Source organism: Pseudoalteromonas sp. 20-MNA-CIBAN-0454, from assembly GCF_040308685.1.
Classification (GTDB): Bacteria; Pseudomonadota; Gammaproteobacteria; order Enterobacterales; family Alteromonadaceae; genus Pseudoalteromonas; species Pseudoalteromonas nigrifaciens.
The window spans coordinates 1-23,093 of the sequence record NZ_JBEOOB010000012.1; the positions used below are offsets into that span (position 1 = coordinate 1).

General features: G+C 40.8%; 25 protein-coding genes. 18 read left to right on the forward strand and 7 right to left on the reverse strand.

The annotated features are described in order from the left end of the window. Positions 1 to 345: 345 nt before the first annotated feature. Both AAEZ22_RS07655 and AAEZ22_RS07660 read left to right on the forward strand, forming a co-directional pair. Entirely contained in the window at positions 346 to 960 is a 615-nt protein-coding gene (locus tag AAEZ22_RS07655; protein WP_011326851.1) for a trimeric intracellular cation channel family protein, read from the forward strand. Between the two features lie 33 nt (positions 961 to 993). Beyond that, a complete protein-coding gene (locus AAEZ22_RS07660; RefSeq protein WP_089367560.1) occupies positions 994 to 2,505 on the forward strand; it encodes a YifB family Mg chelatase-like AAA ATPase in 1,512 nt (503 codons plus the stop codon). Here AAEZ22_RS07660 and AAEZ22_RS07665 read toward each other — a convergent pair. Together AAEZ22_RS07665 and AAEZ22_RS07670 are read right to left on the reverse strand one after the other, a co-directional pair. Further along, on the reverse strand, positions 2,502 to 3,221 hold the full coding sequence (locus tag AAEZ22_RS07665) for a response regulator transcription factor (protein WP_086993704.1): 720 nt from the start codon (positions 3,219 to 3,221) through the stop codon (positions 2,502 to 2,504). The two genes, AAEZ22_RS07660 and AAEZ22_RS07665, sit on opposite strands and share 4 nt — an antisense overlap. A 229-nt stretch (positions 3,222 to 3,450) precedes the next feature. Continuing rightward, the gene (locus AAEZ22_RS07670) at positions 3,451 to 5,952 is read right to left on the reverse strand and encodes an alpha/beta hydrolase family protein (protein WP_352296752.1); all 2,502 of its coding nucleotides are present in this window, start codon (positions 5,950 to 5,952) and stop codon (positions 3,451 to 3,453) included. 84 nt (positions 5,953 to 6,036) lie between these two features. Here AAEZ22_RS07670 and AAEZ22_RS07675 point away from each other — a divergent pair, with 84 nt between their 5' ends. Next, positions 6,037 to 7,113: a hemolysin family protein gene (locus tag AAEZ22_RS07675; RefSeq protein WP_011326855.1), complete on the forward strand. Its 1,077-nt coding sequence runs from the start codon at positions 6,037 to 6,039 to the stop codon at positions 7,111 to 7,113. A 13-nt stretch (positions 7,114 to 7,126) separates the two neighbouring features. On the opposite strand, the gene AAEZ22_RS07680 is transcribed toward AAEZ22_RS07675, so the two are convergent. Further along, positions 7,127 to 8,356 carry an EAL domain-containing response regulator gene (locus AAEZ22_RS07680; RefSeq protein ID WP_192532638.1) on the reverse strand — a complete coding sequence of 410 codons (1,230 nt, stop codon included), beginning with the start codon at positions 8,354 to 8,356 and terminating at the stop codon, positions 7,127 to 7,129. A gap of 176 nt (positions 8,357 to 8,532) precedes the next feature. Here AAEZ22_RS07680 and AAEZ22_RS07685 point away from each other — a divergent pair, with 176 nt between their 5' ends. Further along, complete coding sequence (locus AAEZ22_RS07685) at positions 8,533 to 9,549, forward strand: metalloprotease (protein ID WP_011326857.1); 1,017 nt, start codon at positions 8,533 to 8,535, stop codon at positions 9,547 to 9,549. A gap of 58 nt (positions 9,550 to 9,607) precedes the next feature. On the opposite strand, the gene AAEZ22_RS07690 is transcribed toward AAEZ22_RS07685, so the two are convergent. Further along, the gene (locus AAEZ22_RS07690) at positions 9,608 to 10,918 is read right to left on the reverse strand and encodes a short-chain fatty acid transporter (protein WP_011326858.1); all 1,311 of its coding nucleotides are present in this window, start codon (positions 10,916 to 10,918) and stop codon (positions 9,608 to 9,610) included. Between the two features lie 179 nt (positions 10,919 to 11,097). Between AAEZ22_RS07690 and AAEZ22_RS07695 the strand changes: the two genes are divergently transcribed. Next, the gene (locus AAEZ22_RS07695; protein WP_011326859.1) at positions 11,098 to 12,168 is read left to right on the forward strand and encodes a potassium channel family protein; all 1,071 of its coding nucleotides are present in this window, start codon (positions 11,098 to 11,100) and stop codon (positions 12,166 to 12,168) included. Then, entirely contained in the window at positions 12,165 to 12,368 is a 204-nt protein-coding gene (locus AAEZ22_RS07700) for a PLDc N-terminal domain-containing protein (RefSeq protein ID WP_011326860.1), read from the forward strand. Before AAEZ22_RS07695 ends, AAEZ22_RS07700 begins: the two co-directional genes overlap by 4 nt. A gap of 80 nt (positions 12,369 to 12,448) precedes the next feature. Here AAEZ22_RS07700 and AAEZ22_RS07705 read toward each other — a convergent pair whose 3' ends face one another. Then, positions 12,449 to 13,480 (reverse strand): hypothetical protein, encoded by a 1,032-nt coding sequence (locus tag AAEZ22_RS07705; protein ID WP_011326861.1) that lies wholly within the window; start codon positions 13,478 to 13,480, stop codon positions 12,449 to 12,451. A 186-nt stretch (positions 13,481 to 13,666) separates the two neighbouring features. After that, positions 13,667 to 14,128 carry an EVE domain-containing protein gene (locus tag AAEZ22_RS07710; protein ID WP_182684122.1) on the reverse strand — a complete coding sequence of 154 codons (462 nt, stop codon included), beginning with the start codon at positions 14,126 to 14,128 and terminating at the stop codon, positions 13,667 to 13,669. Between the two features lie 76 nt (positions 14,129 to 14,204). Between AAEZ22_RS07710 and tesB the strand changes: the two genes are divergently transcribed. Further along, positions 14,205 to 15,062 (forward strand): acyl-CoA thioesterase II, encoded by an 858-nt coding sequence (gene tesB / locus AAEZ22_RS07715; RefSeq protein WP_011326863.1) that lies wholly within the window; start codon positions 14,205 to 14,207, stop codon positions 15,060 to 15,062. Between the two features lie 103 nt (positions 15,063 to 15,165). On the opposite strand, the gene plsB is transcribed toward tesB, so the two are convergent. After that, positions 15,166 to 17,604, reverse strand: a complete 2,439-nt coding sequence (gene plsB, locus AAEZ22_RS07720; RefSeq protein ID WP_011326864.1) for a glycerol-3-phosphate 1-O-acyltransferase PlsB — start codon at positions 17,602 to 17,604, stop codon at positions 15,166 to 15,168. 438 nt (positions 17,605 to 18,042) lie between these two features. On the opposite strand from plsB, the gene rpsJ reads away from it, so the two are divergent. From rpsJ to rpsQ, 11 genes are read left to right on the forward strand one after another with little or no spacing between them, the layout of a single operon-like run. Next, the gene (gene rpsJ / locus AAEZ22_RS07725; protein WP_002957900.1) at positions 18,043 to 18,354 is read left to right on the forward strand and encodes a 30S ribosomal protein S10; all 312 of its coding nucleotides are present in this window, start codon (positions 18,043 to 18,045) and stop codon (positions 18,352 to 18,354) included. 27 nt (positions 18,355 to 18,381) lie between these two features. Beyond that, the gene (gene rplC, locus AAEZ22_RS07730) at positions 18,382 to 19,017 is read left to right on the forward strand and encodes a 50S ribosomal protein L3 (RefSeq protein ID WP_011326865.1); all 636 of its coding nucleotides are present in this window, start codon (positions 18,382 to 18,384) and stop codon (positions 19,015 to 19,017) included. A gap of 17 nt (positions 19,018 to 19,034) precedes the next feature. Then, on the forward strand, positions 19,035 to 19,640 hold the full coding sequence (gene rplD, locus AAEZ22_RS07735) for a 50S ribosomal protein L4 (RefSeq protein ID WP_002957897.1): 606 nt from the start codon (positions 19,035 to 19,037) through the stop codon (positions 19,638 to 19,640). After that, entirely contained in the window at positions 19,637 to 19,939 is a 303-nt protein-coding gene (rplW, locus tag AAEZ22_RS07740; RefSeq protein ID WP_011326866.1) for a 50S ribosomal protein L23, read from the forward strand. The genes rplD and rplW overlap by 4 nt, the downstream gene beginning before the upstream one ends. A gap of 15 nt (positions 19,940 to 19,954) precedes the next feature. Continuing rightward, positions 19,955 to 20,779 (forward strand): 50S ribosomal protein L2, encoded by an 825-nt coding sequence (gene rplB / locus AAEZ22_RS07745; protein WP_011326867.1) that lies wholly within the window; start codon positions 19,955 to 19,957, stop codon positions 20,777 to 20,779. Positions 20,780 to 20,795: 16 nt separating this feature from the next. Next, positions 20,796 to 21,074 carry a 30S ribosomal protein S19 gene (gene rpsS, locus AAEZ22_RS07750; protein ID WP_010376377.1) on the forward strand — a complete coding sequence of 93 codons (279 nt, stop codon included), beginning with the start codon at positions 20,796 to 20,798 and terminating at the stop codon, positions 21,072 to 21,074. A 13-nt stretch (positions 21,075 to 21,087) separates the two neighbouring features. Beyond that, positions 21,088 to 21,420 (forward strand): 50S ribosomal protein L22, encoded by a 333-nt coding sequence (gene rplV / locus AAEZ22_RS07755; protein WP_002957892.1) that lies wholly within the window; start codon positions 21,088 to 21,090, stop codon positions 21,418 to 21,420. 12 nt (positions 21,421 to 21,432) lie between these two features. Continuing rightward, complete coding sequence (rpsC, locus tag AAEZ22_RS07760) at positions 21,433 to 22,134, forward strand: 30S ribosomal protein S3 (RefSeq protein WP_011326869.1); 702 nt, start codon at positions 21,433 to 21,435, stop codon at positions 22,132 to 22,134. Between the two features lie 12 nt (positions 22,135 to 22,146). Beyond that, a complete protein-coding gene (gene rplP, locus AAEZ22_RS07765) occupies positions 22,147 to 22,560 on the forward strand; it encodes a 50S ribosomal protein L16 (protein WP_011326870.1) in 414 nt (137 codons plus the stop codon). Then, entirely contained in the window at positions 22,560 to 22,751 is a 192-nt protein-coding gene (gene rpmC / locus AAEZ22_RS07770) for a 50S ribosomal protein L29 (protein WP_011326871.1), read from the forward strand. The genes rplP and rpmC overlap by 1 nt, the downstream gene beginning before the upstream one ends. Continuing rightward, positions 22,751 to 23,008, forward strand: a complete 258-nt coding sequence (gene rpsQ, locus AAEZ22_RS07775; RefSeq protein WP_011326872.1) for a 30S ribosomal protein S17 — start codon at positions 22,751 to 22,753, stop codon at positions 23,006 to 23,008. Before rpmC ends, rpsQ begins: the two co-directional genes overlap by 1 nt. Positions 23,009 to 23,093 lie beyond the last annotated feature (85 nt).

Genomic DNA, 23,093 nt, shown 5'->3' on the forward strand with positions numbered 1-23,093 from the left:
GGTCGTCGTCACTGCGTGATGCGTTCGCTCTTCATAAACCCTGGCTCCCGCAACCACTGAAATAAATAAGAATAAACAGACACTCTTAAAGAGTGTTTTTTTATGTCTAAAGTTTGGCGAATGACTTACAACCCAAAAGCCGTCGCTTTACTGTTTACCACGTTCAATTGGCTAATCAGGAAGGAGTAATAAACGGCTATAAAGGTTAATTTAACTCATAGGGTTTATAGACTAGTTTTGAATATAAAAGGAACTTAGTAGCTTAATTAGTGCTAAAAGTAGTTATTTTTTTAAACTTAGCGTAGCTTATGTAGCAATAACGTAAATATTTTAGCAAGAGTAGGCATGACAGAACTTTACCACTGGTTTGATTTAATAGGTGTTGCAGTATTTGCCATATCGGGCACCTTGGTAGCGTATGAAAAGAAGATGGATGGCTTTGGTGTTGTTGTACTTGCTACCGTAACTGCTATCGGCGGAGGAACTGTTCGCGATGTGATATTAAATGTTCCGGTATTTTGGCTGCACGACCAAAGTTATTTTGCTGCAATTTTAGCTGCAATACTACTAACAACGCGACTAATAAATAAGCAAAGAACCATACCCCACTATAACTTACAAATTGCCGATGCGTTTGGTTTAGCTTTTTTTGCCGTGATGGGCACACAAAAAGCATTGCTTGCCGGTATGCCAGATATGACAGCAGTGATTATGGGGGTTATTACTGGATGTTTTGGTGGCCTAATTCGTGATGTACTTGCCCGAGAGATCCCCATGCTGTTAAAGGGCGAGCTTTATGCAACCACCTGTATAGCAGGGGGAATAGTGTACACCTTGTGTATTAACTTTTCGCTTATCGTTGAAGTTGCGATGATTTTGAGTATGTTGATGACTCTATTACTGCGTTTTGCAGCCATAAAATGGGGTATTGTATTACACGTTTTTAAATATCCCGACTAAACTAAAGCTAAAGGGTATTTATTAGGATAGGGAATGTCGTTAGCTCGCATATATTCTCGTGCTCAGGTGGGCATAAATGCCCCCGAAGTGATTGTTGAGGTGCATTTAGGTAATGGTTTGCCTGCTTTTCATATTGTCGGTTTGCCCGAGGCTTCGGTTAAAGAATCTAAAGACAGAGTGCGTAGCGCACTTGAAAATTCTAAGTTTGGTTTTCCCGATCAACGTATTACTGTTAATTTAGCCCCTGCCGATTTACCAAAAGACGGTGGCCGATTCGATCTTGCTATTGCTGTAGGTATTTTAGTCGCCTCAGGGCAAATAGTGTGCTCTGACATTCATAAATATGAATTTTATGGGGAGCTGGCACTTAACGGTGAGATACGTGGCGTAAATGCTATTTTGCCCTCGGTGCTTGCTGCTAAAGAGCAGGACCGTTGCTGTTTTTTACCACTGGCAAATGATAGCTTAGCCAGTTTAGTTAACGGGGTTAAACGCAAAGCCGTAAGCTCTATTGCAGAAGTGTGGGGCGATTTACTTAATCAGCAACCACTGCCGTTAAATATACAATACCCAGATTGCACGCAAGCTCCTGATTTTTTGCTTGATTTAAGTGATGTGAAAGGCCAGCCTGGGGCAAAGCGAGTACTCGAAATTGCCGCTGCAGGAGGCCATAACTTACTATTTTTAGGACCCCCTGGTACGGGTAAGTCAATGCTGGCTCAACGTATGGCAACCATTATGCCAACCATGTCAGATGATGAAGCAATTGCTACTGCGGCGCTTTATTCTATTATTGGCCAGTCGATTGATTTAACTAATTGGCGACAACGGCCATTTCGCAATCCTCACCATACCTGCTCTGCCGTTGCATTAGTCGGTGGCTCGTCAAACCCTAAACCGGGTGAAATTTCATTGGCGCATAATGGCGTGCTTTTTTTAGATGAGTTGCCAGAGTTCGAACGTAAAGTGCTCGATTCGCTGCGTGAACCTATGGAAACTGGTACTGTCACTATTTCGCGTGCGGCAAGGCAAATGGAGTTTCCGGCGCAGTTTCAGCTTATTACGGCGCTAAACCCCAGCCCTACAGGTTGCCATAATGATAAGCGGGCAACGCCTGATCAAGTAATGCGTTATTTGTCGCGTGTTTCGGGGCCGTTTATTGACCGTATTGACTTACAAATTGAATTACCAAGGCTAACGAGTGTTGAGTTACAAAGTAGCAAACCCGAAGAAACCAGTGCAGTAGTAAGAGCGCGAGTAGAGGCTGCTTATTATTTGCAGCTAAAACGCCAAGGTAAAGTGAATGCGCGGTTAAACAATAAAGAAATGAGTATACATTGTGATCTCGCTTCCACTGAGTTGCAGTTTTTAGCCAGAGCGAGTGAAAAACTGGCATTATCGCCACGCTCATACCATAGAATAATTAAAGTAGCGCGTACTATTAGTGATTTAAAAGGGGCGGAGCGTATTAGCTTAAATGAGCTAAAAGAAGCACTTAACTACCGCGCCTTTGAGCGCTTACTAGCGCAATTAACTAAGTACTAAATAGAGAGCATATAACCTTTGCCGCGTACGGTAACAATGCGCTTTTGATCTTTTTCATCATTTAATTTTTTACGCAAACGGCCAATTAACACATCAACAGTACGATCGTTTGGGCTCCAATCAGGCTGGCCTATTTCTTCAGATATTTTTTCGCGAGAAGTTGCTTTACCTGCGTTACCAATTAAACAAATAAGTACTTTATGTTCCGCTTCGGTTAAGCGCGATTCAGCACCTGTAGCTGTAATTAGTGTGCGGTTGTCGGGGTGTAATTTAAAGTCGGCATATTCTATAAACTCTTCGCCGTTGTCATCGTTTTTATCATTTTCTGAATTTAAGTGTGCAATGCGTTTATATAAAGCACGCATGCGCAGCTCTAGTTCAAGTAAGTCTACGGGTTTGCATATGTAGTCGTCTGCGCCTTGGGCAAGGCCAGCAATGCGATCGGCCTGTGAATCACGGCTCGATAATAAAATTACGCCAATATCGGTAAGGGTATTTAGCTCTTTTGCAAGTTGTAAGCCGTCGCGCTTTGGTAAAACAATATCAATAATGGCTAATGAAAAAGCACCGCGCAAATTAACTCGCGACCTTATAGTGCTCAGTGCATCGGCGCCAGTAGGGTCAACTTCTATTGTAAACTCGGTATTTGTAAAATGATTTTGGATGCGTTTAACGAGTAATTCGTCGTCCTCAACCAATAAAACATGAATAGTCATAATACTTTATTGTTAATGCTTATAGTTTTCTATGGTAGCACCATTAAGTAAAGGCTGAGAAGGGCGTTTATTGTTTTTAAGTAAGCTAATGTTTCAAAAGTAGTTAATAAGTTTACAGTTTAGAAAATTTAGCACCTTTAGGGTTTTATTAAAGGTGCTATTTAGCCTGCTGTACTCAGAATAAATATCTTAATCTCAGTTCACTTAATTATTAAAAACAATTTAGCGACTAGTCGTTAGGGTAAAGATAATCCCACCATTGTGGCTCATTTTTAAGTTTTTTATCAAAATAAGCTAGCATGGTATTCCACCAATCAAAACGTTTGTCGCGGGCAATAATTTGATGGTTCGCACCTTTGTATTCTATTAACTCTACATCTTTATTAAGTAATTTAAGTGCAGTGTACATAGTTAAGCTTTCGCCAACGGGTACGTTAGTATCACTGTCACCATGAATGAGTAGCATAGGCGTGGTTACTTTATCGGCATTAAATACCGGGCTATGTTTACTATAAAGCTCGGGGTTATTCCACGGAAAGCTGTTTTTAGACGCTTCGCCAGAATATAAGTAGCCCCACCATCCTTCACCCCAGTAAGATGTGAGGTTAGAAATACCAGCATGAGAAATCGATGCGCTAAATAAGTCGGTTTTAGTTGCTAAATGCATAGTCATAAAGCCACCGTAAGAGGCACCTAAATTGCCTACCTTTTCGCTATCTACATAGTTGTATTTATTTAAAAATGCCTGCGTGCCTGCAATTATATCGTCGCTGGTGTAGTTGCCCCACGCATTAACGTGCTGCGCCGAAAACTTTTGCCCAAAGCCGGTAGCGCCTGTTGGCTGTATTACATAAACCACATATCCGTTTGCCGCCCATAAATTAAACGGATAACGTCCAGTAAAGCCTCGTGTCACTGGCGATGTGCCGCCATAGTAATAAACCAGCGCTGGGTGTTTTTTAGTTTTATCAAGGTTATTTGGGATATAAACACGCCCTGAAATTTCAACGCCATTTTTATTAGTGAAATTAAATTCTTCGAGAGTTGGAATTTGTGTATTTGCATAGCTAAGTGGCTTTGAATCCCAGATTATTTTAGCGGTGTTTTTACTTATATTAAATCGCTTTAATTGTTGTGGACTAGAAGCCGTGGTGCCACTGAGTAATATTTCAATGTTGCGCTCGTGTGAGTAGCTAAACTGCTCAACAATATCTAAACCGGTATTTAATTTTTTAAAGCGCTGCTTACTTAAATCAAATAGGTAGAGCGGTTGGGTGTCGTGCTCAGTAACCTTTAGCAATGCGTCGCCATTGTTTAATACACTCAGGCTTCCTATTGCCGGATCAAACTGTTTACTGAGTGCTTTAACGTTTTTTCCGCCGTCTGTAAGTAGGTAAAGTTGACCGTCGTAGTTATTCGCTAGCATTTCTTTTGGCAATGCTCTACCTGCCCCATTTTTAAAGTCGGGACCTGCAACAACATACACATCTTTATTGGCGTATTTGGCCTGATTAAAAGTTTTAAATTTACCCAAAGAAGTAAGCTTATTTGATTTTAAATCAAGCTCTACTAGTTCTGTTTCTGGATGAGTTGACGCTTGCATAGCGACTACAGGGCGGCTCATTAATAGTTTGCCGCGCTTATTGTTAAAGTCTTCAAAGCTATGCGAAAGCGGCCCTTGGCTGAGTGTTTTTATTAAACCACTTTGCGTATCAAGCATATAAACTTGGCTTACTGAACGTGCGTATGACCAGCGATCTTGTAACCCTTTATAATGCTTCGTGAGTTTGTCATTACCCTTGTCAGATGCAGGGTTAGACCAACTAAATATTACACTGTGCTCGTTATAAAAGGTAAAACCGCTAGCGCCTTCTAAGCGAGTAGAGAGGGTTTTTACTGATAAATTTTTACGGTTAAGTTGTTTTAATTCACCATTTAGTAAATACATTAAAAAGCGGTTGTCTGGGCTCCAAATAAGGTTGCTTGGTTGTTCTGCCTCAAAGCGATACAGTGTTTGATTGTCGGTGTTTTTAAGTTCAGTTACATTGTTTGCTTGATTTAGTGTTTTATCATTAAAGCGGCGCGTTGTCGTAATATAGTGCTCTGAGTTTGGCGCTAATGATAAGCCGCTAATAGTGGGAGCATCAAATAATTGTTTTGCCGATAAACGCTTAGTTTGTGAAGTATTAAGGGTAATATTATCGCTCGGTGTTTTTGGTGCAAAGTCGAGTATTACATCGTGCCAATTTGCAACTTGTTGCGCAACAATAATAGCAGTATGACTACCATTATTTAAGGCGAGTTTGTAGCTGCTGTTGTCTGCCTTTTGCAATTCGCCATTTATAAACAATTGCCCTTGTTCAATGCCTTTTAAGGTTAACGTACCTTGGCTAAAACGCGTGGTTTCTATATTAAACTTAAGTGCCTGTAAGCCGCCTAAAGTGAGTGCATTTATTTTATTAAATGGCTGCCAGCTGTGTTTTTTGTCAAACACCGAAAAGTTAGCTACGGGGAGTTGTAGCTGGGGTAATAAGTTACTAATTATGCTATCGCTTTGGGCCGTTTGAAAAGGCTTTAATTGCATGTTTTCAGCCAGTGGACCAATAAATTGAATTTTAGATTTATCAAGCGGCGCTGCAAACGCGGCAAAACTTAAGCTGCTAAGAGTAAAAAGGGCAAAGGAGTGTTTGAATAGTTTATTGCTATGACGCCAAAGTGCGTTAAGTTTCATTATTATACCTATTATTATTGAGTCTTTGGCCAAATATAGCATGTATTGTTATCATGCCCATATATTCAACTAAGCGGAGAGCAAATGACATTACTGATAGTTTATATGGTCGTTGCCATTGTTATTTCATTTTTATGCTCAGTAATGGAAGCCGTGCTGTTAAGCATTTCACCTAGTTATGTTGCATTACTGCGTAAAAAGCAGCCTGTATTAGCTAAGCAGCTCGAAAAACTAAAAAATAATATTGATCAGCCATTAGCGGCTATTTTAACGCTTAATACGGTGGCGCATACCGCCGGAGCCGCTGGAGTTGGCGCGCAAGCAGCTATTGTATTTTCGGATGCAGCAGTAGGGGTTGCCTCTGCAGTGATGACTTTATTTGTGCTGGTGTTTTCTGAAATCATACCTAAAACGTTAGGGGCAAACTATTGGCGAGTACTTACCCCAAGTGTGACTTACGGTTTACGTTTTTTAGTTATATTGCTTAAACCTTTTGTATGGCTTGCACAAAAGCTGACAAATTTAATGGGACCAAAGCATGACCAAGCCTATTATATTCGCCAAGAAATAGAAGCCATGGCCGATATAGGCACTGAGTCGGGGGCGCTGCACCAAGATGAGTCTGAAATAATTCGTAACTTATTACATTTTAGACATGCCAAATTATGCGATTTGATGACCCCACGTACAGTTATTTTTAAAGTTCATAAAGACTTAACCGTAAACGAATACTTGAACCTGCATGGTTCGTCGTCGTTTTCTCGCATATTGGTGTTTGATAAAGACACTGACGATATTATCGGCTTTGTGCATAAAAACGATATTATGTTGGCATGTCATCGCTTAGGTAGCGATTACAAAATTAGTAAACTAGTAAAGCCAATCTATACGGTTCCTAGTTCGCAAAATGCGTCGTCGTTGTTACAAACCTTATTAACAGACCGCACGCATATTTGTTTAGTGGTTGATGAGTATGGCGACGTACAGGGTATTGTTACGCTTGAGGACATGATTGAAGCACTAATGGGTTTAGAAATTGTAGATGAGCGTGATCAGTCCACTAATATGCGTGCGGTTGCGAAGCAGCGTTGGCATAAACGTTTGGCAAATAGTAAAAACTTAGTCACTGAAGAGGATAAACACCCTAGAGGAGACAACTAAAGAGGTCTCCTTATTAGCTTGGGGGTTTATAGTTAATGGTATTTCCTGTCACTTTAATCCAATATTGTGCCCAGTCTATAAATTCACTCTTAGATTTAGGACGACTAAATAAAAATCCCTGTATTGCTAAGCGAGTTTTGTAATGCCTTAAATAAGCAAGCTCTTCGGGGCGCTCAACCCCTTCTGCTACTAGTTCTAAATGCTCTTGATTGGTAATGTCGATGAGGGAGCTTACAACAACTTGAGAAAACTGATCTGTTTCTATATTACTAATAAGTGTGCGGTCTATTTTTATTTCGGTAAAGGGCAAGTTTTTAAGCTGGCTCATGTTAGTAAAGCCAACGCCAAAATCGTCAAGCGATAAACCAAAACCATGCATTCTTAAGCGGTTTAATGTTTCTAATTGGCTTAGGCTTGAAAGCGCATGTTGTTCGGTTATCTCAATAATAATATCACTAGGTTTAAGCTGGTTAAGTTTTAATATAAGTAATAGCTTATTTGGGCAGCTAAGATCGTTTAACTGCATGGGAGATAAGTTAAATGCCAGTTTTAAATTTTGTCCTAGCTGTTCTTTTATATTTTCGAAATCACTGGTGGCTTTTTCAAAGAGCGCAAATGTAATTTCATTAATTAGATCATGTTGCTCAGCAAGGCTAATAAAACGAGCTGGTAAAATTATACTACCGTCGGTATTTGACACAATACGCGCTAATACTTCAGCACTTTTTATTTTACTGGTATTAATACATATTTTAGGTTGATAAAACGGCGTTATTTCGTCATTTTTTAATGCGTTAATAAGCTCTGTTTTTGAAATAGCAGGTTCTTTTATTAAAGTGTGGCTATTTAAATAGGCAACTTTATTTAACAAGGAGCCTACTTGAGTTAATTGTACGGGCTTAGAAATATTACCGATAAGGTGAGCATTATGCTGCTTGGCTAAGTTGGCAGCTAAACTAATTACCTTATGCTCCATTTCAGAAATAATAATAATGGCGCCTTGGTAATTTAGCTCTCCTAAATGGCGTATTAGCTCCATGCCATCCATTTCAGGCATGTTTAAATCGGTAAAAATGGCATCAAAATAGTTTATGTCACGTTTAACTTTTTCTAGCGCTTTTGTAGCACTTAGGCAAGTGGTTATGGTATCTGACATATCTAACTCAGCGAGGATTGCTTCCATTACAATTAAAATAGCTTTTGAGTCATCAACGACCAGAATATTAGGCACTACTTTTTTCACTGTTATCCCTTTCAATGCATAGTGTGTATTACTATAAAAGTAGTAGATTCTCATGTGTTTGTCATTCTTTTAATGTGTATATTAGCCGGCTAATAAAAAGTTGTTATTAATCATGCTCGCTCGTGTTTTTTAGCTGAGTCGGTATACTAGCGCTATTGTTTTAAACGGTTTTAATTATGATAAGAATAGAACTTAAGTTAGCCGATCAGCCTTTTACACTAATGGTTTCTGGGCAAAAAGTTGTGCAGATATTTCATAGTCAACAAGCGATTACTTTTGATAACCCCCGCGACAACTATTATCAATTTACTTTTGATAACAAACTAATAGGTATTGATAGCTCATTGGTAAATGAGCAGAGTATTTCGTTGTTTGTAAACGATGAGTTTGCTACGCAACTTGCTTTACCTGCAGCTACTGGTGGTGAAACTAAAAAAGGCTGGCTTGGATTGGCCGCCCTTGGTTTTAAGCTATTTAAAAGTGCCAAAGTAATTAAGGTAGTGTTAGCGGGAGCGTCAGTTGCCGGTTATGCCTGGTTATTCAGTATTGAGTTTGCACTTATGCTTATTGCTTGCTTAGTGGTGCATGAATACGGCCATGTGCGTGCCATGCAATATTTTGGCATTAAAACCAAAGGCATTTATTTAATTCCGTTTGTAGGCGGGCTTGCAGTAAGTGATGATAAAATTACCACGCGTTGGCAAGATGTAGTGATTTCTTTAATGGGCCCCGCGTTTGGGCTTATAACGTCAGTATTAAGTTTAGTGTTGTACTACGCTACCGAAATGGAAATATTTGCTGGTGTTGCTGTGCTTAGCGCTTTACTTAACTTATTTAATTTACTGCCTATCTTACCGCTTGATGGTGGCCATGTATTAAAAAGTATTAGCTTTTCTATGCGCTCATGGGTCGGTTTAAGTGTGTGTTTATTGGGAGTGCTGTTTGGTTTATGGCTAAGTTACACCTTTGGTTTAATGTTGTTGGTGTTCTTTTTGTTTATTGGTGCGCTGGAAATTGTATTTGAATGGCGCGGCAGGCACACTTCACATTTAATGCCACTTGATAAGTATGGCCAAGGTTTTTCAGCGGTGATGTATGCGCTGGTGGTTGCCGGGCATATAGCCGTAATGATGCATTTTGCAGACTCAGAAAACCCCATTTTAAGCTTGCCAATGAAAATATTATCGAGCTAATCGTATTTAAAAGCAGGGCTGTAATTGCAGTCCTGCTTAATACATTATTTTTATACAGTTAATAAAAGCTCAACATTAAGGATATAAATACCCCAGTTACAAATAGCTGCACTACGCAAAAGCCCATAATGTCTTTGGCTTTTAGGCCTGCTATAGCAAGTACAGGTAATGCCCAAAAAGGTTGAATTAAGTTAGTCCACGCATCGCCCCAGGCTACTGCCATTGCAACTCGTGAGATGTCGGCGCCAAGCGCTTGCGCTGCGGGTATTACAATTGGCGCTTGTACCGCCCATTGTCCGCCGCCCGAAGGCACAAACATATTAACCAACCCGGCACTTATAAAACTAAAAAATGGCAAACTGTCTGCATCTGCTATGGCAATAAAACCGCTTGATATTTGCTGTGCTAGGCCACTATCAACCATTACCGCCATAATGCCGGCATAAAACGGAAATTGAATAACAATACCTGCGCCACTAGGAATTGCCTGCTGTAAGCTATTGAGTAAGTTATGCGGTGTTTGATGTAAGGTTATAGCTAAAAACAAAAACAACGCAATTACGCTATTTAAGTTTAAGCCGCCACCGGCAACTAAAAAGTAATAACCTAAATAAATTAACCCCAGTAAGCCAATTGTAATACCAAGCAACTTACTTTGCTCTAAGTGTTGGGCTGGCCTGGTAATATTAATTATTGCAGGGGAGGTACTTTTTAATAGTGCGGGGTCTATGTAAACACTTTCCTCGGCGCTTGGTAGCATGTAACGGTTAACTAGCGGCATAATAATAAATAACCCTACTAGTATGGCAATATTAAAGCCCGCAAATAGCGTTTGCTCAGTGCTAATAATCCCCATGCTTGATTGCAAAAAGTGCCCTTCGGTGGCTATCGTCAGTGGAATTGAGCCTGCTAACCCGCCATGCCACACTACAAAACCTGAGTAGGCGCTGGCAACTAATAAGCGGTAATCAACTCGGGTGTGTTTAGCAATGGCTTTGGCAAATAACGCGCCAATAACTAAGCCAAACCCCCAGTTAAGCCAACTAGCGAGTAGTGAAATAAGCGTTACTAATATAATTGCTTTTGGTGCAGTGTTAGCAAAGGTGGCGAGCTTTTCTAGTAACTTACTAATAGGTGGAGTGCTTGCCAACATATAGCCGGTAATTAACACCAGCAGCATTTGCATTGCAAAGCTAAGTAAGTTCCAAAAACCATCGCCCCACGCTTGCAGTACCTCAATACCGGTTGTTGGAGTAAACACGCTAGCGATAACTAAGGTAATAACACTTAGCAGTATTACAAATATAAAGGGATCAGGCAGGTAGCGCTCAACGAGCTTGGTAAAGGGAGTGGCTATTTTATTAAGCATAACTAGGGCTGTTGTTAGTATTATTTGCAGGGTAATTAATCACGAAAAACATTAATTGGCAAACCGCATTTAGTCTTATGGGCGTTATGTTTAAATGAGAATAGTGAAAATATTGCTTAAACCAATAGCATAAAGTAACGTGTTGTTTATAGATAATTTACTAACTAAGACTTTGTATTATGCCGGTGATATTTAAAAGGCTAGTGTTACTTGTACGGGCTCATATAGATCAGTTGAGTTGGCAAGCAGTGGCACTGGCTATTTTGACTCATATGCTTTTAACATGGGGATTGTTATATATAGCAAATGAGCAAGCACTCACCTCCCTAACAACCTTTTTTTATTATTACACGGTAACCACTTCAACCGTAGGGTATGGCGATTTTAGCCCAACCACAGATTTAGGGCGTTGGGTGGTGGCTTTAATACAAATACCTTTTGGTTTAGCTTTATTTGGCGTTCTGTTAGGCAAAACAGGGCAAACAATAACTTACTTAATTAGGCGCGCTATGACTGGTGATAAAAACTTTGCTCACAGTAGCAACCATATTATTATTTTTGGTTGGCACGATACCCGTACTAAAAAAATGATTGATTACATTCTGGCCGACACTAAACGTACCGAACGGCGTATTTTACTTGCAGTAACTGAGCAAATGGAGCACCCATTTTTAAGTAACGAAAGTGTCGACTTTGTGCGGTTAAGTAGCTTTACCGATTTAGAGGAGCTAAAACGTGTAGCTATAAGCTACGCCGATAAAGTGATTATTGACGGCCAAGACGACGATCAAACCTTTACTACCGCATTGCGCATTAGCCGTTTAGTTAAAGATGATTGCCATATAAGCGCGCATTTTTTAGATGAAACAAAAGTAGATATGCTATTAGAGCATTGCCAAAATGTAGAATGCAGCAGTGTTAAATCGGCAGAAATACTCGTACGTTCAATGCAAGATCCAGGTTCGAGCCGAGTGCACGAAGAGCTACTATCAATTTTACATGGCGATACGCAGTTTAGCTTAGCCATTCCAGAGCAAAGCAAAGAGATGGAGTTTGGTACTTTGTTTCATCATTTTAAACATCAGCATGATGCTATTTTACTTGGTGTGGCACACAATTTAAGTGCACAAAATATGGATTTAAATCCGCCACTTGATTATAAAATTAACGCCGGCGACATTTTGCACTACATAGCAGTAGAGCGAGTATTAAGTCGTGAGGTTGACTGGCCGGCTTTGGCAAAAGCATGAACGAAGTTATATTTTTAATCATTCTTTTAATTGCCTATATTTTACCTGTGGTTATTGTACTCAATAGTAAGCGTACTCAAGGCCACGAAAAAAATGCTTGGTTAATTGGCATTGTATTTTTTTCGTGGTTAGGGCTTATTATGTATTTAGCCATAGTGCCTAAACATGGGCGTAAAAAAAGGCAAAATAAAAAGCCTTAAATATAAGGCTTTTTGGCAATAGGAAGTAGTTGCCGCAGTGGTATTAATAGTATTGCAGGCCGCTAGTTTAAATTTTAGTACTATTCAAGCTCTTTCAGTTTGTGCTTCACAAGAGGGTCGTTTGGCGCTAATTGCTTGGCGACTTCGAGTAATTGGATGGCATCATCGGGGTGCTGCTCTTGATGTTTAAGCGCTACATCAATAAGTGGCTGAATATCAATGCTAGCTTGATGCTCCTGTACGTGAGCTGTTTTTTCGTCTATCAAAATATTATGTGCAGTACTTAGTAATTCTAGGCGATGCGCCGATTTTTTATTCGCTTTATTGAGCCTTTTGTAATAGTCCTCTTTAAAGCGTAAGGTTTTAGTTTGCAGGCGAAACTGCGCAATATCAATTTGTTGATGGCGCATAAAGTCCACAGCTACTTGCTTATAAAAACCAAACTTGTTTAAGTAAGTGGCGTGAGTGCCGTGACCCATACCAAATACCCGTAAATGGTTAAGTTGCTTATAGCGCTTGGCATGTAGTCGATCAATACGATTAGTGGGGTCGTAAATAATATAGCCTTGGGCGTTGCCTAAATCTAAATCGGCATAACTGCCTTCCCAATCATATTGCTGAGCTATATCTGTGCTAGAGCGGTCGTCCCATGGCACTAAGCTTTTGTTTTTAGTGCTAACGGGGTGAAAAAGCAATACCTGATCCAGCTTTAATAATTTTGCAAAAGCACCAACCGCAAAGCCGCCACGGCTTAAGCCATAACCTAATCGAGTCTTAAAAGATGTAAGCAGTGGGGATAATTGTTCCAGAAAAAAAATTAAATTGCGGTTACGAAACCAATTACTTTTCCCTAGGTGCTGAAAGGCAATCACATTTACGTTTTGTTTTTGTGCTAGGTGATAACCCCAGGGCGCGAAGTCTGCGTGAAGGTCTTGTTCCTGCACATCAGTACCAGCAGGCGAAAAGGTAAATAGTAGAGGCTTATTAATATCAATAAAGTCGTACTTAACATATACATCGCCAAGTAAATCCCCCCCAGACATTGGCAGTTTGGCTTGCTGCTCATCACACGAAAGGGTTAACCACTCATCTAACCAATACAGTAACTTCATTTTTCCTCCACAAAAACAAGCGGCGAATTATAGCAAATTACCATAGATAAGAAAAACAAACGTACTTTTGTATTAGTGTCAGAGAGTTATACCTGTTGCATAGAGGATTGCTTTACTTATAAATTAGCCGGTAACTAAATTTACCGATTTTTAAATAACTAGGCTCAGGTTAAATAGTAAAATATTTTACTCCTCAGCCATGTGGGTGATTATTTGCCAATCACTTTTGGTTACGGGCATTATTGACAATCGCCCGCCTTTTTTAAGCGCTATGTCGGTGATGCGAGGGTTAGCTTTTATTTCTTTTAAGCTAACCAGAGAGTCTAAATGAGATTGATAAGTTACTTCTACTACTACCCAGCGAGGATTGTCGCTGGTGGCTTTAGCATCATAATAATCACTACTTAAATCAAACTGAGTTGGATCTGGGTAAGCTGCTTTTGTTACTACAGCAATACCTACTACGCCTACGAGCTTGCAGCTAGAATGGTAAATCATTACGAGGTCACCTACTTTTACCTCGTCGCGCATAAAGTTACGTGCTTGGTAATTACGTACCCCTTCCCAAAGTGTGGTTTGATTTTGTGCATTTTTAAGATCGTCAATCGAAAATGCATCGGGTTCAGTTTTAAATAGCCAATACGCCATATCAGGACTCGTAGAATGATTTACATCCCTCTATTGTATAGTATCATTTGGGTATTAGAGAATTGAGGAAGTAATAATGAGCCAAGTATTAGATGATTTATTGTCGTTGTTAACACTTGAAGAAATTGAGCAAGGTTTGTATCGAGGGCAAAGCCAAGATTTAGGTTTTGGTGCTGTATTTGGCGGCCAAGTTATGGGCCAAGCGCTATCTGCTGCAAAAGAAACGCTACCAGAGGGGCGTATTGTACATTCACTCCACTCTTACTTTTTACGCCCAGGCGATGCCACTAAGCCTATTGTGTATGATGTAGAAGCTATTCGCGATGGTAAAAGCTTTAGCACTCGTCGGGTTAGTGCTATTCAGTACGGTAAGCCTATTTTTTACATGACAGCGTCTTTTCAAGGAGCTGAAGAAGGATTATCGCATCAGGCGACTATGCCTGACGTACCTTTACCCGAAGAGCTGCGTTCATCGTTAGAGTTTTATAAAGAAAACGCCGAGCAAATACCCGCAGCTATACGCAATCAATTTATTAGTGAAATGCCAATAGAAATACGTCCGGTGACCTTTCATAACCCATTTAAACCTGAAGCAATGGAGCCAGTTAAGCACATTTGGTTTAAAGCTAACGGTGAAATGCCAGACGATCAACGTATTCATAATTACTTATTAGCGTACGCGTCTGATTTTGAATTTTTACCAACTGCTTTGCAGCCGCATGGTGTGTCTTTTATGCAACCTAATATGCAAGTTGCCACGATTGACCATGCAATGTGGTTTCATCGACCATTTAGAATGGATGATTGGATTTTATACTCAGTTGACAGCCCAAGTGCAAGTTCTGGTCGAGGGTTAGTAAGAGGGCAATTTTTTGACCGCCAAGGCAACTTAATTGCCTCAACAATGCAAGAAGGGGTTATGCGTCAGCGCTAACTTACGCACTAGTAACAAAGGGTAGTAGGTGCCATATAAATTGTACGGCACCTACATTTAAACAAGTAAGTAAGCGGCGTAGCACTCACTCAAAACTAAGGCTTTATTTACACTGACCTTGTACTATATCGCTAATTGACTGCCAAACACGTGCTGGCAATAATGCTTTAAGATGCATATAAGTTTCACATAATTGCACGCTGCCTATTAAGCCCGCATCACCATCGGTAATTAAAGACTGTGCGCGTAAATTATCAATAAAGCTGACCAGCACCTTTTTATCAAAAAACTCTGGGGTTTTAATCCCATGCAAAGTACCTAAACGTTGTGCTAGCACTTGGCTTTCTCGCTCTAACTCTGCTTTTTCAATGCCGTTGCTAGTTTGTATAAAGCCAATCACAATGGCATAACGCTGCAACGTAAAGTTTAGTGCTTTACCTAACATATCCAATTTAGCCAAACAGTCGTTGGTATTGGTTATATGAATGTTATCGCCATCAAGTTCTATTAAGTTTTGATCTACAAAATTAGCTAAAATACGCGTAATGTAGTCCTCATCTAGCTCTCGTAAATACCATTCTTTAGCAAATAGCGGATAAAACGCAGCAACTAGCTGCTGACATTTTGAAACTGTTGTGGTTTTTTCTCTAAACAAATGCAGTGCAATTAAACTTGGTACGGCAAAAAGATGTAAAATATTATTACGATAATAATTAAAGAGTGTTTTTTCTTTATCGTTAATCGCGATAATTTCGCCAAATTCATCACTTATCACATCAAACTTATTAAGCTTTAATGCATGCGTTAACAGTTGCTCTGGTGTTTCCTCTGGAGCTGTTACTTTATTACTGTAGCTGGCATCGCGTTGTAAGCGTAAGTAAAAATCAAGTTGCGCTAAAAGTTTTGGCTTACTCAGTGCGTGCTTGTCGTTTACCAGTAAAATCATCGCTAATAAATTAACCGCATTAAGTGCCGCTGCATTGTTAATTTTAACCATAACTTGGTCGGCTAGGTTTGCCACTTGTGGGCCTAACCATTGTGGTTTTTGTACATCGGTAGGGTGTATGTCGTCACGCCAATTGGGTTGGTTGTCGTTTAAGTATTGGTTTATGGAAATAGGGTCACCAAAGTTTAAATAACCTCGACCATAGTTTTTAAGATTTTTAATCGCTTTAAAAATTCCAAAGATAGACTCACCTTTTTTATCATTTCCAGCGAGTTCTTTAAGGTACGTGTTAATTTCCATAACGTGCTCGTAACCAATATATACCGGCACAATAGAAATAGGGCGGTCAATACCACGCAGCATAGCTTGCATGGTCATTGCTAACATACCCGTTTTAGGTGGTAACAAACGCCCGGTGCGGCTACGCCCGCCCTCGGTATAAAATTTAACAGAATAACCTTTAATAAATAACTGGCTTAAATATTCTTTAAATACTGCAGAGTAGAGCTTATTACCGGCAAATGAACGGCGAATAAAAAACGCACCCGAGCGGCGAAAGATCCCGCCTGCCGGAAAAAAGTTAAGGTTAATACCCGCGGCTATATGTGGTGGTACTAAACCTTGATGATAAATAGCATAAGTAAGTAGTAAGTAATCCATATGGCTGCGATGGCACGGCATATAAATAATTTCGTGGCCTTTATTAGTCAGCTCATGAATTTGCTCTGTGTATTTTATATCTATACCGTTATATAGCTTATTCCACAGCCAAGTTAAAAAGCGCTCAGCTACGCGTATCATTGCCTCTGAATAGTTAGCCGCTATTTCATTAAGTAACTTAACCGCATTTTGACGTGCTTGCGCTTGGCTAATATTTTTAGCTTTTGCTTCGTCTTGTATGGCTTTTTTTATTGTTGGAGAGGCTAATAATGAGTTAAATAGCTGCTCGCGCGATGGCATTTTAGGGCCTGTTGCGGCAAGTTTTTGGCGGCGAAAGTGCACGCGGGCTACTCTTAATAGTTTTTGTGGAAGCTCGTTAACGTCCGCTTTTTCGTCTACTAAAAGTGATAAATCGAGTGGTTGGCTAAAGCGGATAAAGTTATCTCGGCCAGAAAACAACACCACAAATAACTTTCTAAACCAACTTGGTGTTAATGAGTGTGTTATGAGCGTGCTAAGTCCGGGCTTTTCTTTGCCGGGCGCTCGGCCCCATAAAATAGTAACAGGAATAACCTGTACATCTTTTTGACCACTACTTAATAAGTGATCAATAATTTGTTTGCCTTGCGCTAGTGCATTAGTTGGCTTTGCTATGTCACCAATTAATGGAGGTGGGTTTTCAATCCCTATAAAGCGGTCTAAGCGTTGTGTGCCTAATACTTGTTGTTCTCTAGGATCGGGTAATCCATGGCGTTTACATACCCGAGCAAGCGCCGCTAAGTCAAAGCGAGAGTTTAGGCGCACAATATAAAAGGTAGGGTTTTTAGAGTTTAATTCATATTGTTCAGTCGGCTTTTCTGGCAGTACCTTACTTCTTACAAGTAAGCGGCTTACTCCAGCTGATAAAACATTTAAGCAATAATTTACAATACGCATCGACTCACCATATAGAGAGTAATTACCCATATAATTTGGGTATATAAAAGCAAAATTGGCGCATATGATAACATAAGATCTAAAAAAGCCTTTAATTTGCGTTGCCGATTAGTCAGTACGTTATGGCTTAATATATATGCATTACACTTGATTGTAGCTGCTCTATAATAGGTTGCAGTATATTTGAGCAACCAGCAGGCTGTAATTATTTACTAATTAGCTGTTGCATTTATCACCAATGTAATTATAATACGCAGGCTTTCAAAATTCCCAAGGGAACTTGGAAGGATAAATTAAGCTAGGATTTCTAGCTAATAAACAGGAGTTCCGATTTGGAACTCAACGTAGATATAATCTAACAACCGACATCTTAATATTTAAGATTGTTTCGGTCGTTTTTTTATGCTCTTTTAAATGCTCTTTATATTGAGGTTAAGAATGTCAAATCAACGCATTCGTATTCGCCTAAAAGCTTTTGACCACCGTTTGATTGACCAATCAACGGCGGAAATCGTGGAAACTGCGAAACGCACTGGCGCACAAGTACGTGGACCAATTCCACTACCTACACGCTTTGAACGTTTTACTGTACTAACATCACCGCACGTTAATAAAGACGCGCGTGATCAGTACGAGATCCGCACCCATAAACGTCTGATCGACATCGTTGAACCAACTGACAAGACTGTTGACGCTCTTATGCGTTTAGATCTTGCTGCTGGTGTAGATGTTCAAATCAGCCTGGGTTAATCGGAAGATTAGAGAGGTTTTAGGAAAATGGCATTAGGTCTAGTCGGTCGTAAAGTGGGTATGACACGAATCTTCACTGAAGATGGTGTATCTATCCCTGTGACAGTTATTGAAGCGACACCTAACCGCATTGCTCAGATTAAATCTGAAGCAACAGACGGTTATAACGCGCTTCAAGTAACCGCAGGCACTAAAAAAGCAAGTCGTGTAAACAAAGCTTCAGCGGGTCATTTCGCTAAAGCTGGTGTTGAAGCGGGTCGCGGTCTGTGGGAATTCCGCCTAAATGGTGGTGAAGGCGATTTTGAAGTAGGCGCTGAGCTTACTGTTGAATTATTCAACGAAATCAACAAGGTTGACGTAACCGGTACTTCTAAAGGTAAAGGTTTCCAAGGTGGTGTTAAGCGCTGGAATTTCAGCATGCAAGACGCTACACATGGTAACTCTCTATCTCACCGTGCTCCTGGTTCAATCGGTCAAAACCAATCACCTGGTAAGGTGTTTAAAGGTAAGAAAATGGCCGGTCATATGGGTGCTGAGCGTGTAACGACTCAAAACTTAGAACTAGTTCGCGTTGACGCTGAGCGTAATTTGCTTTTAGTTAAAGGTGCAGTACCTGGCGCTATCGGCGGTGACGTTATCGTTAAACCAGCTGTTAAAGCATAAGTCCTGGAGATTTAGTGATGGAATTAGCAATTAAAGACGCTTCTGGCGGTCTTGAAGTTTCTGAAGCTACTTTTGGACGTGAGTTTAACGAAGCATTAGTACATCAAGTAGTTGTTGCATACGCAGCAGGTGCTCGTCAAGGTACTCGTGCTCAGAAGACACGTTCTGAAGTAAGCGGTGGTGGTAAAAAGCCATGGGCTCAAAAAGGTACTGGCCGAGCACGTGCTGGTACGATTCGTAGCCCAATTTGGCGTTCAGGTGGCGTTAGCTTTGCAGCTAAACCACAGGATCATAGCCAAAAAGTAAACCGTAAAATGTACCGCGGTGCGATTAAAAGCATCTTATCTGAATTAGTTCGTCAAGAGCGTTTAATCGTTGTTGAAAGTTTTGCTCTAGCAGCACCAAAAACTAAAGAACTAGTTGCTAAGCTTAAAGAACTTGAGCTTAAAGATGTTCTTATCGTGACTGAAGAAGTAGATGAAAATCTTTTCTTATCGGCACGTAACCTTTATAAGGTTGACACGCGTGATGTAGCTGGTATCGATCCTGTAAGCTTAATTGCTTTCGACAAGGTACTTATTACAGCCGCTGCTGTTAAGCAACTTGAGGAGGCGCTAGCATGATTCGCGAAGAACGTCTTTTAAAAGTGATCGTTGCTCCACATATCTCTGAAAAAAGCACTATTGCTGCTGAAGAAAACAATACTATTGTTTTTAAAGTAGCAAAAGATTCAACTAAAGCTGAAGTTAAAGCAGCAGTTGAGAAGCTTTTTGAAGTAGAAGTAACGGGTGTTCGCACACTTAACGTTAAGGGTAAAACAAAACGTACTGGCGCACGTTTCGGTCGTCGTAACGACTGGAAAAAAGCTTACGTTACTCTTAAAGAAGGTAGCGAGCTAGACTTTGTCGGCGGCGCCGAGTAATAAGGGGATAGAATTATGGCACTTCAAAAGTGTAAGCCTACTTCTGCGGGCCGTCGTCACTTAGTTAAAGTGGTTAACTCTGATTTACATAAGGGTAAGCCGTACGCACCACTATTAGAGAAAAACTCTAAATCAGGTGGTCGTAATAACAATGGTCGTATTACGGTTCGTCATATCGGTGGTGGTCATAAGCAACATTACCGTTTAATCGATTTTAAACGTACTAAAGATGGCATTCCAGCCACTGTTGAACGTTTAGAATACGATCCAAATCGTAGCGCAAACATCGCTCTTGTATTATATGCAGACGGTGAGCGTCGTTACATTATCGCACCAAAAGGCTTAAAAGCTGGCGATGCAATCCAGTCTGGTGTTGATGCACCAATCAAACCTGGTAATGCATTACCAATGCGTAATATGCCTGTAGGTTCGACTGTTCACAACGTAGAATTAAAACCAGGTAAAGGTGCTCAAATCGCACGTTCTGCTGGTGCATACGTTCAAATCCTTGCTCGTGATGGTCAGTATGTAACATTACGTCTTCGTTCAGGCGAAGTACGTAAAGTTGAAGCTGATTGTCGTGCGACTCTAGGTGAAGTAGGCAATGCTGAGCATATGCTTCGTTCACTTGGTAAAGCAGGTGCAAATCGCTGGCGTGGTATCCGTCCGACAGTTCGTGGTGTTGCCATGAACCCGGTAGATCACCCACACGGTGGTGGTGAAGGTCGTACATCTGGTGGTCGTCATCCTGTGTCTCCATGGGGTAAGCCGACTAAAGGTGCTAAGACACGTAAGAACAAGCGTACTGATAAGTTTATCGTACGTCGTCGTACTAAATAATAGTTGAGGAATAGCCATGCCACGTTCTCTCAAGAAGGGTCCTTTTATAGACCTACACTTGCTGAAGAAGGTAGAGAAAGCGTTGGAAAGCGGAGACAAGAAGCCAATTAAAACTTGGAGCCGTCGTTCAATGATCATACCTAACATGATCGGATTGACCATCGCTGTCCATAATGGTCGTCAGCACGTTCCTGTGTTTATCACAGACGAAATGATCGGTCACAAACTAGGTGAATTTGCACCAACTCGCACTTACCGTGGCCATGCTGCGGATAAGAAAGCGAAGAAACGATAAGAGGGGAAGATAAATGCAAGCATTAGCTAAACATAAATTCGCCTCTGGTTCGGCGCAAAAAGCACGTCTAGTTGCAGATCAGATCCGCGGACTACCGGTTGATCGCGCACTAGAAATCCTGGCGTACAGCCCGAAAAAAGCGGCTGTATTAGTAAAGAAAGTACTTGAGTCTGCTATTGCTAACGCAGAGCATAACGAAGGTGCTGACATTGATGAGCTTCGTATAACAACGATCTTTGTGGACGATGGTCCTACAATGAAACGTATTATGCCACGTGCTAAAGGACGCGCAGACCGCATCCTTAAGCGTACAAGCCATATCACTGTTATGGTTTCAGATAGCTAGGAGATATAAGTAATGGGACAAAAAGTTCATCCTACTGGTATTCGCCTAGGTATATCTAAACCTTGGGTTTCTACCTGGTACGCGAGTTCAAAAGATTTCTCTGCACAGCTTTTTGGCGATCACAAAGTACGTACATTCCTTACAAAGGAATTGAAAACGGCTTCTGTGTCTAAAATCGTTATTGAGCGTCCAGCAAAATCAATCCGCGTAACAATCCACACGGCTCGTCCGGGTGTTGTTATCGGTAAAAAAGGCGAAGACGTAGAAAAATTACGTCAAGCGGTAACTAAAATCGCTGGTGTACCTGCTCAGATTAATATTTCTGAAGTACGTAAACCAGAACTAGATGCACAACTAGTAGCAGACGGCATTGCCTCTCAACTAGAACGTCGTGTTATGTTCCGTCGCGCTATGAAGCGTTCGGTACAAAATGCAATGCGCATCGGTTCTAAAGGGATTAAAGTTGAAGTTAGCGGTCGTCTTGGCGGCGCAGAAATCGCACGTACAGAGTGGTATCGTGAAGGTCGTGTACCTCTACATACTCTTCGTGCTGATATCGACTACGCAACTTCTGAGGCCTTAACCACTTATGGTATCATTGGTGTTAAAGTTTGGATCTTCAAAGGCGAAGTTATTGGTGGTTTACCACTAGTACAAGAGCAAGAGAAGCCAGCTAAACGCGCACCAAAGAAAGCCAAAAAAAGTGCTAAGTAGAGGTAGCGAGTAATGTTACAGCCAAAACGTACAAAATTCCGTAAAACGCACAAAGGTCGCAACCGTGGTCTAGCGCAAAACGGTAACAAAGTAAGCTTCGGTACTTTCGGTTTGAAAGCTACTGGCCGTGGCCGCATGACTGCTCGTCAAATCGAAGCAGCTCGTCGTGCCATGACGCGTCACGTGAAACGTCAAGGTAAAATCTGGATCCGTGTTTTCCCAGACAAGCCAATCACGAACAAACCGCTTGAAGTTCGTATGGGTAAAGGTAAAGGTTCTGTTGAGTATTGGGTTGCTGAAATTCAGCCTGGTAAAGTACTTTACGAAATGGAAGGTGTTTCAGAAGAGCTTGCTCGTGAAGCGTTTGACCTTGCTGCTCGTAAATTGCCATTCAAAACAACTTTCGTAACTCGGACGGTAATGTGATGAAAGCTAGCGAACTAAAAGATAAAAGCGTAGAAGAGCTTAATACTGAACTTCTAGGACTTCTTCGTGAGCAATTTAATATGCGCATGCAAGCAAGCACTGGTCAGTTAGCTCAGACACACACGCTAAGAACAGTACGCCGCGATATCGCGCGTGTAAAAACAGTTATTAACCAGAAGGCAGGTCAATAATGAGCGATAAAATTCGTACTCTTCAAGGCCGTGTAATTAGCGACAAGATGGAAAAATCTTTCACTATTGCTATCGCACGTTATGTGAAGCACCCAATTTATGGGAAATTCATTCGACGCACGACTAAGCTACACGTACATGACGAAAATAATGAAGTTCAGGCTGGTGACGTAGTTACTATCCGTGAATGTGCTCCAATTTCTAAGAGTAAATCTTGGACATTCGTAGCAGTTATTGAACGTCCAAAACAAGCTTAATTTTTAATTAAGTCTGTTTTATAAAAAGCCCCGGCATTTATTTGCTGGGGCTTTTTGTTTTTACGAAGCTGCGAGTTTGAGCTGC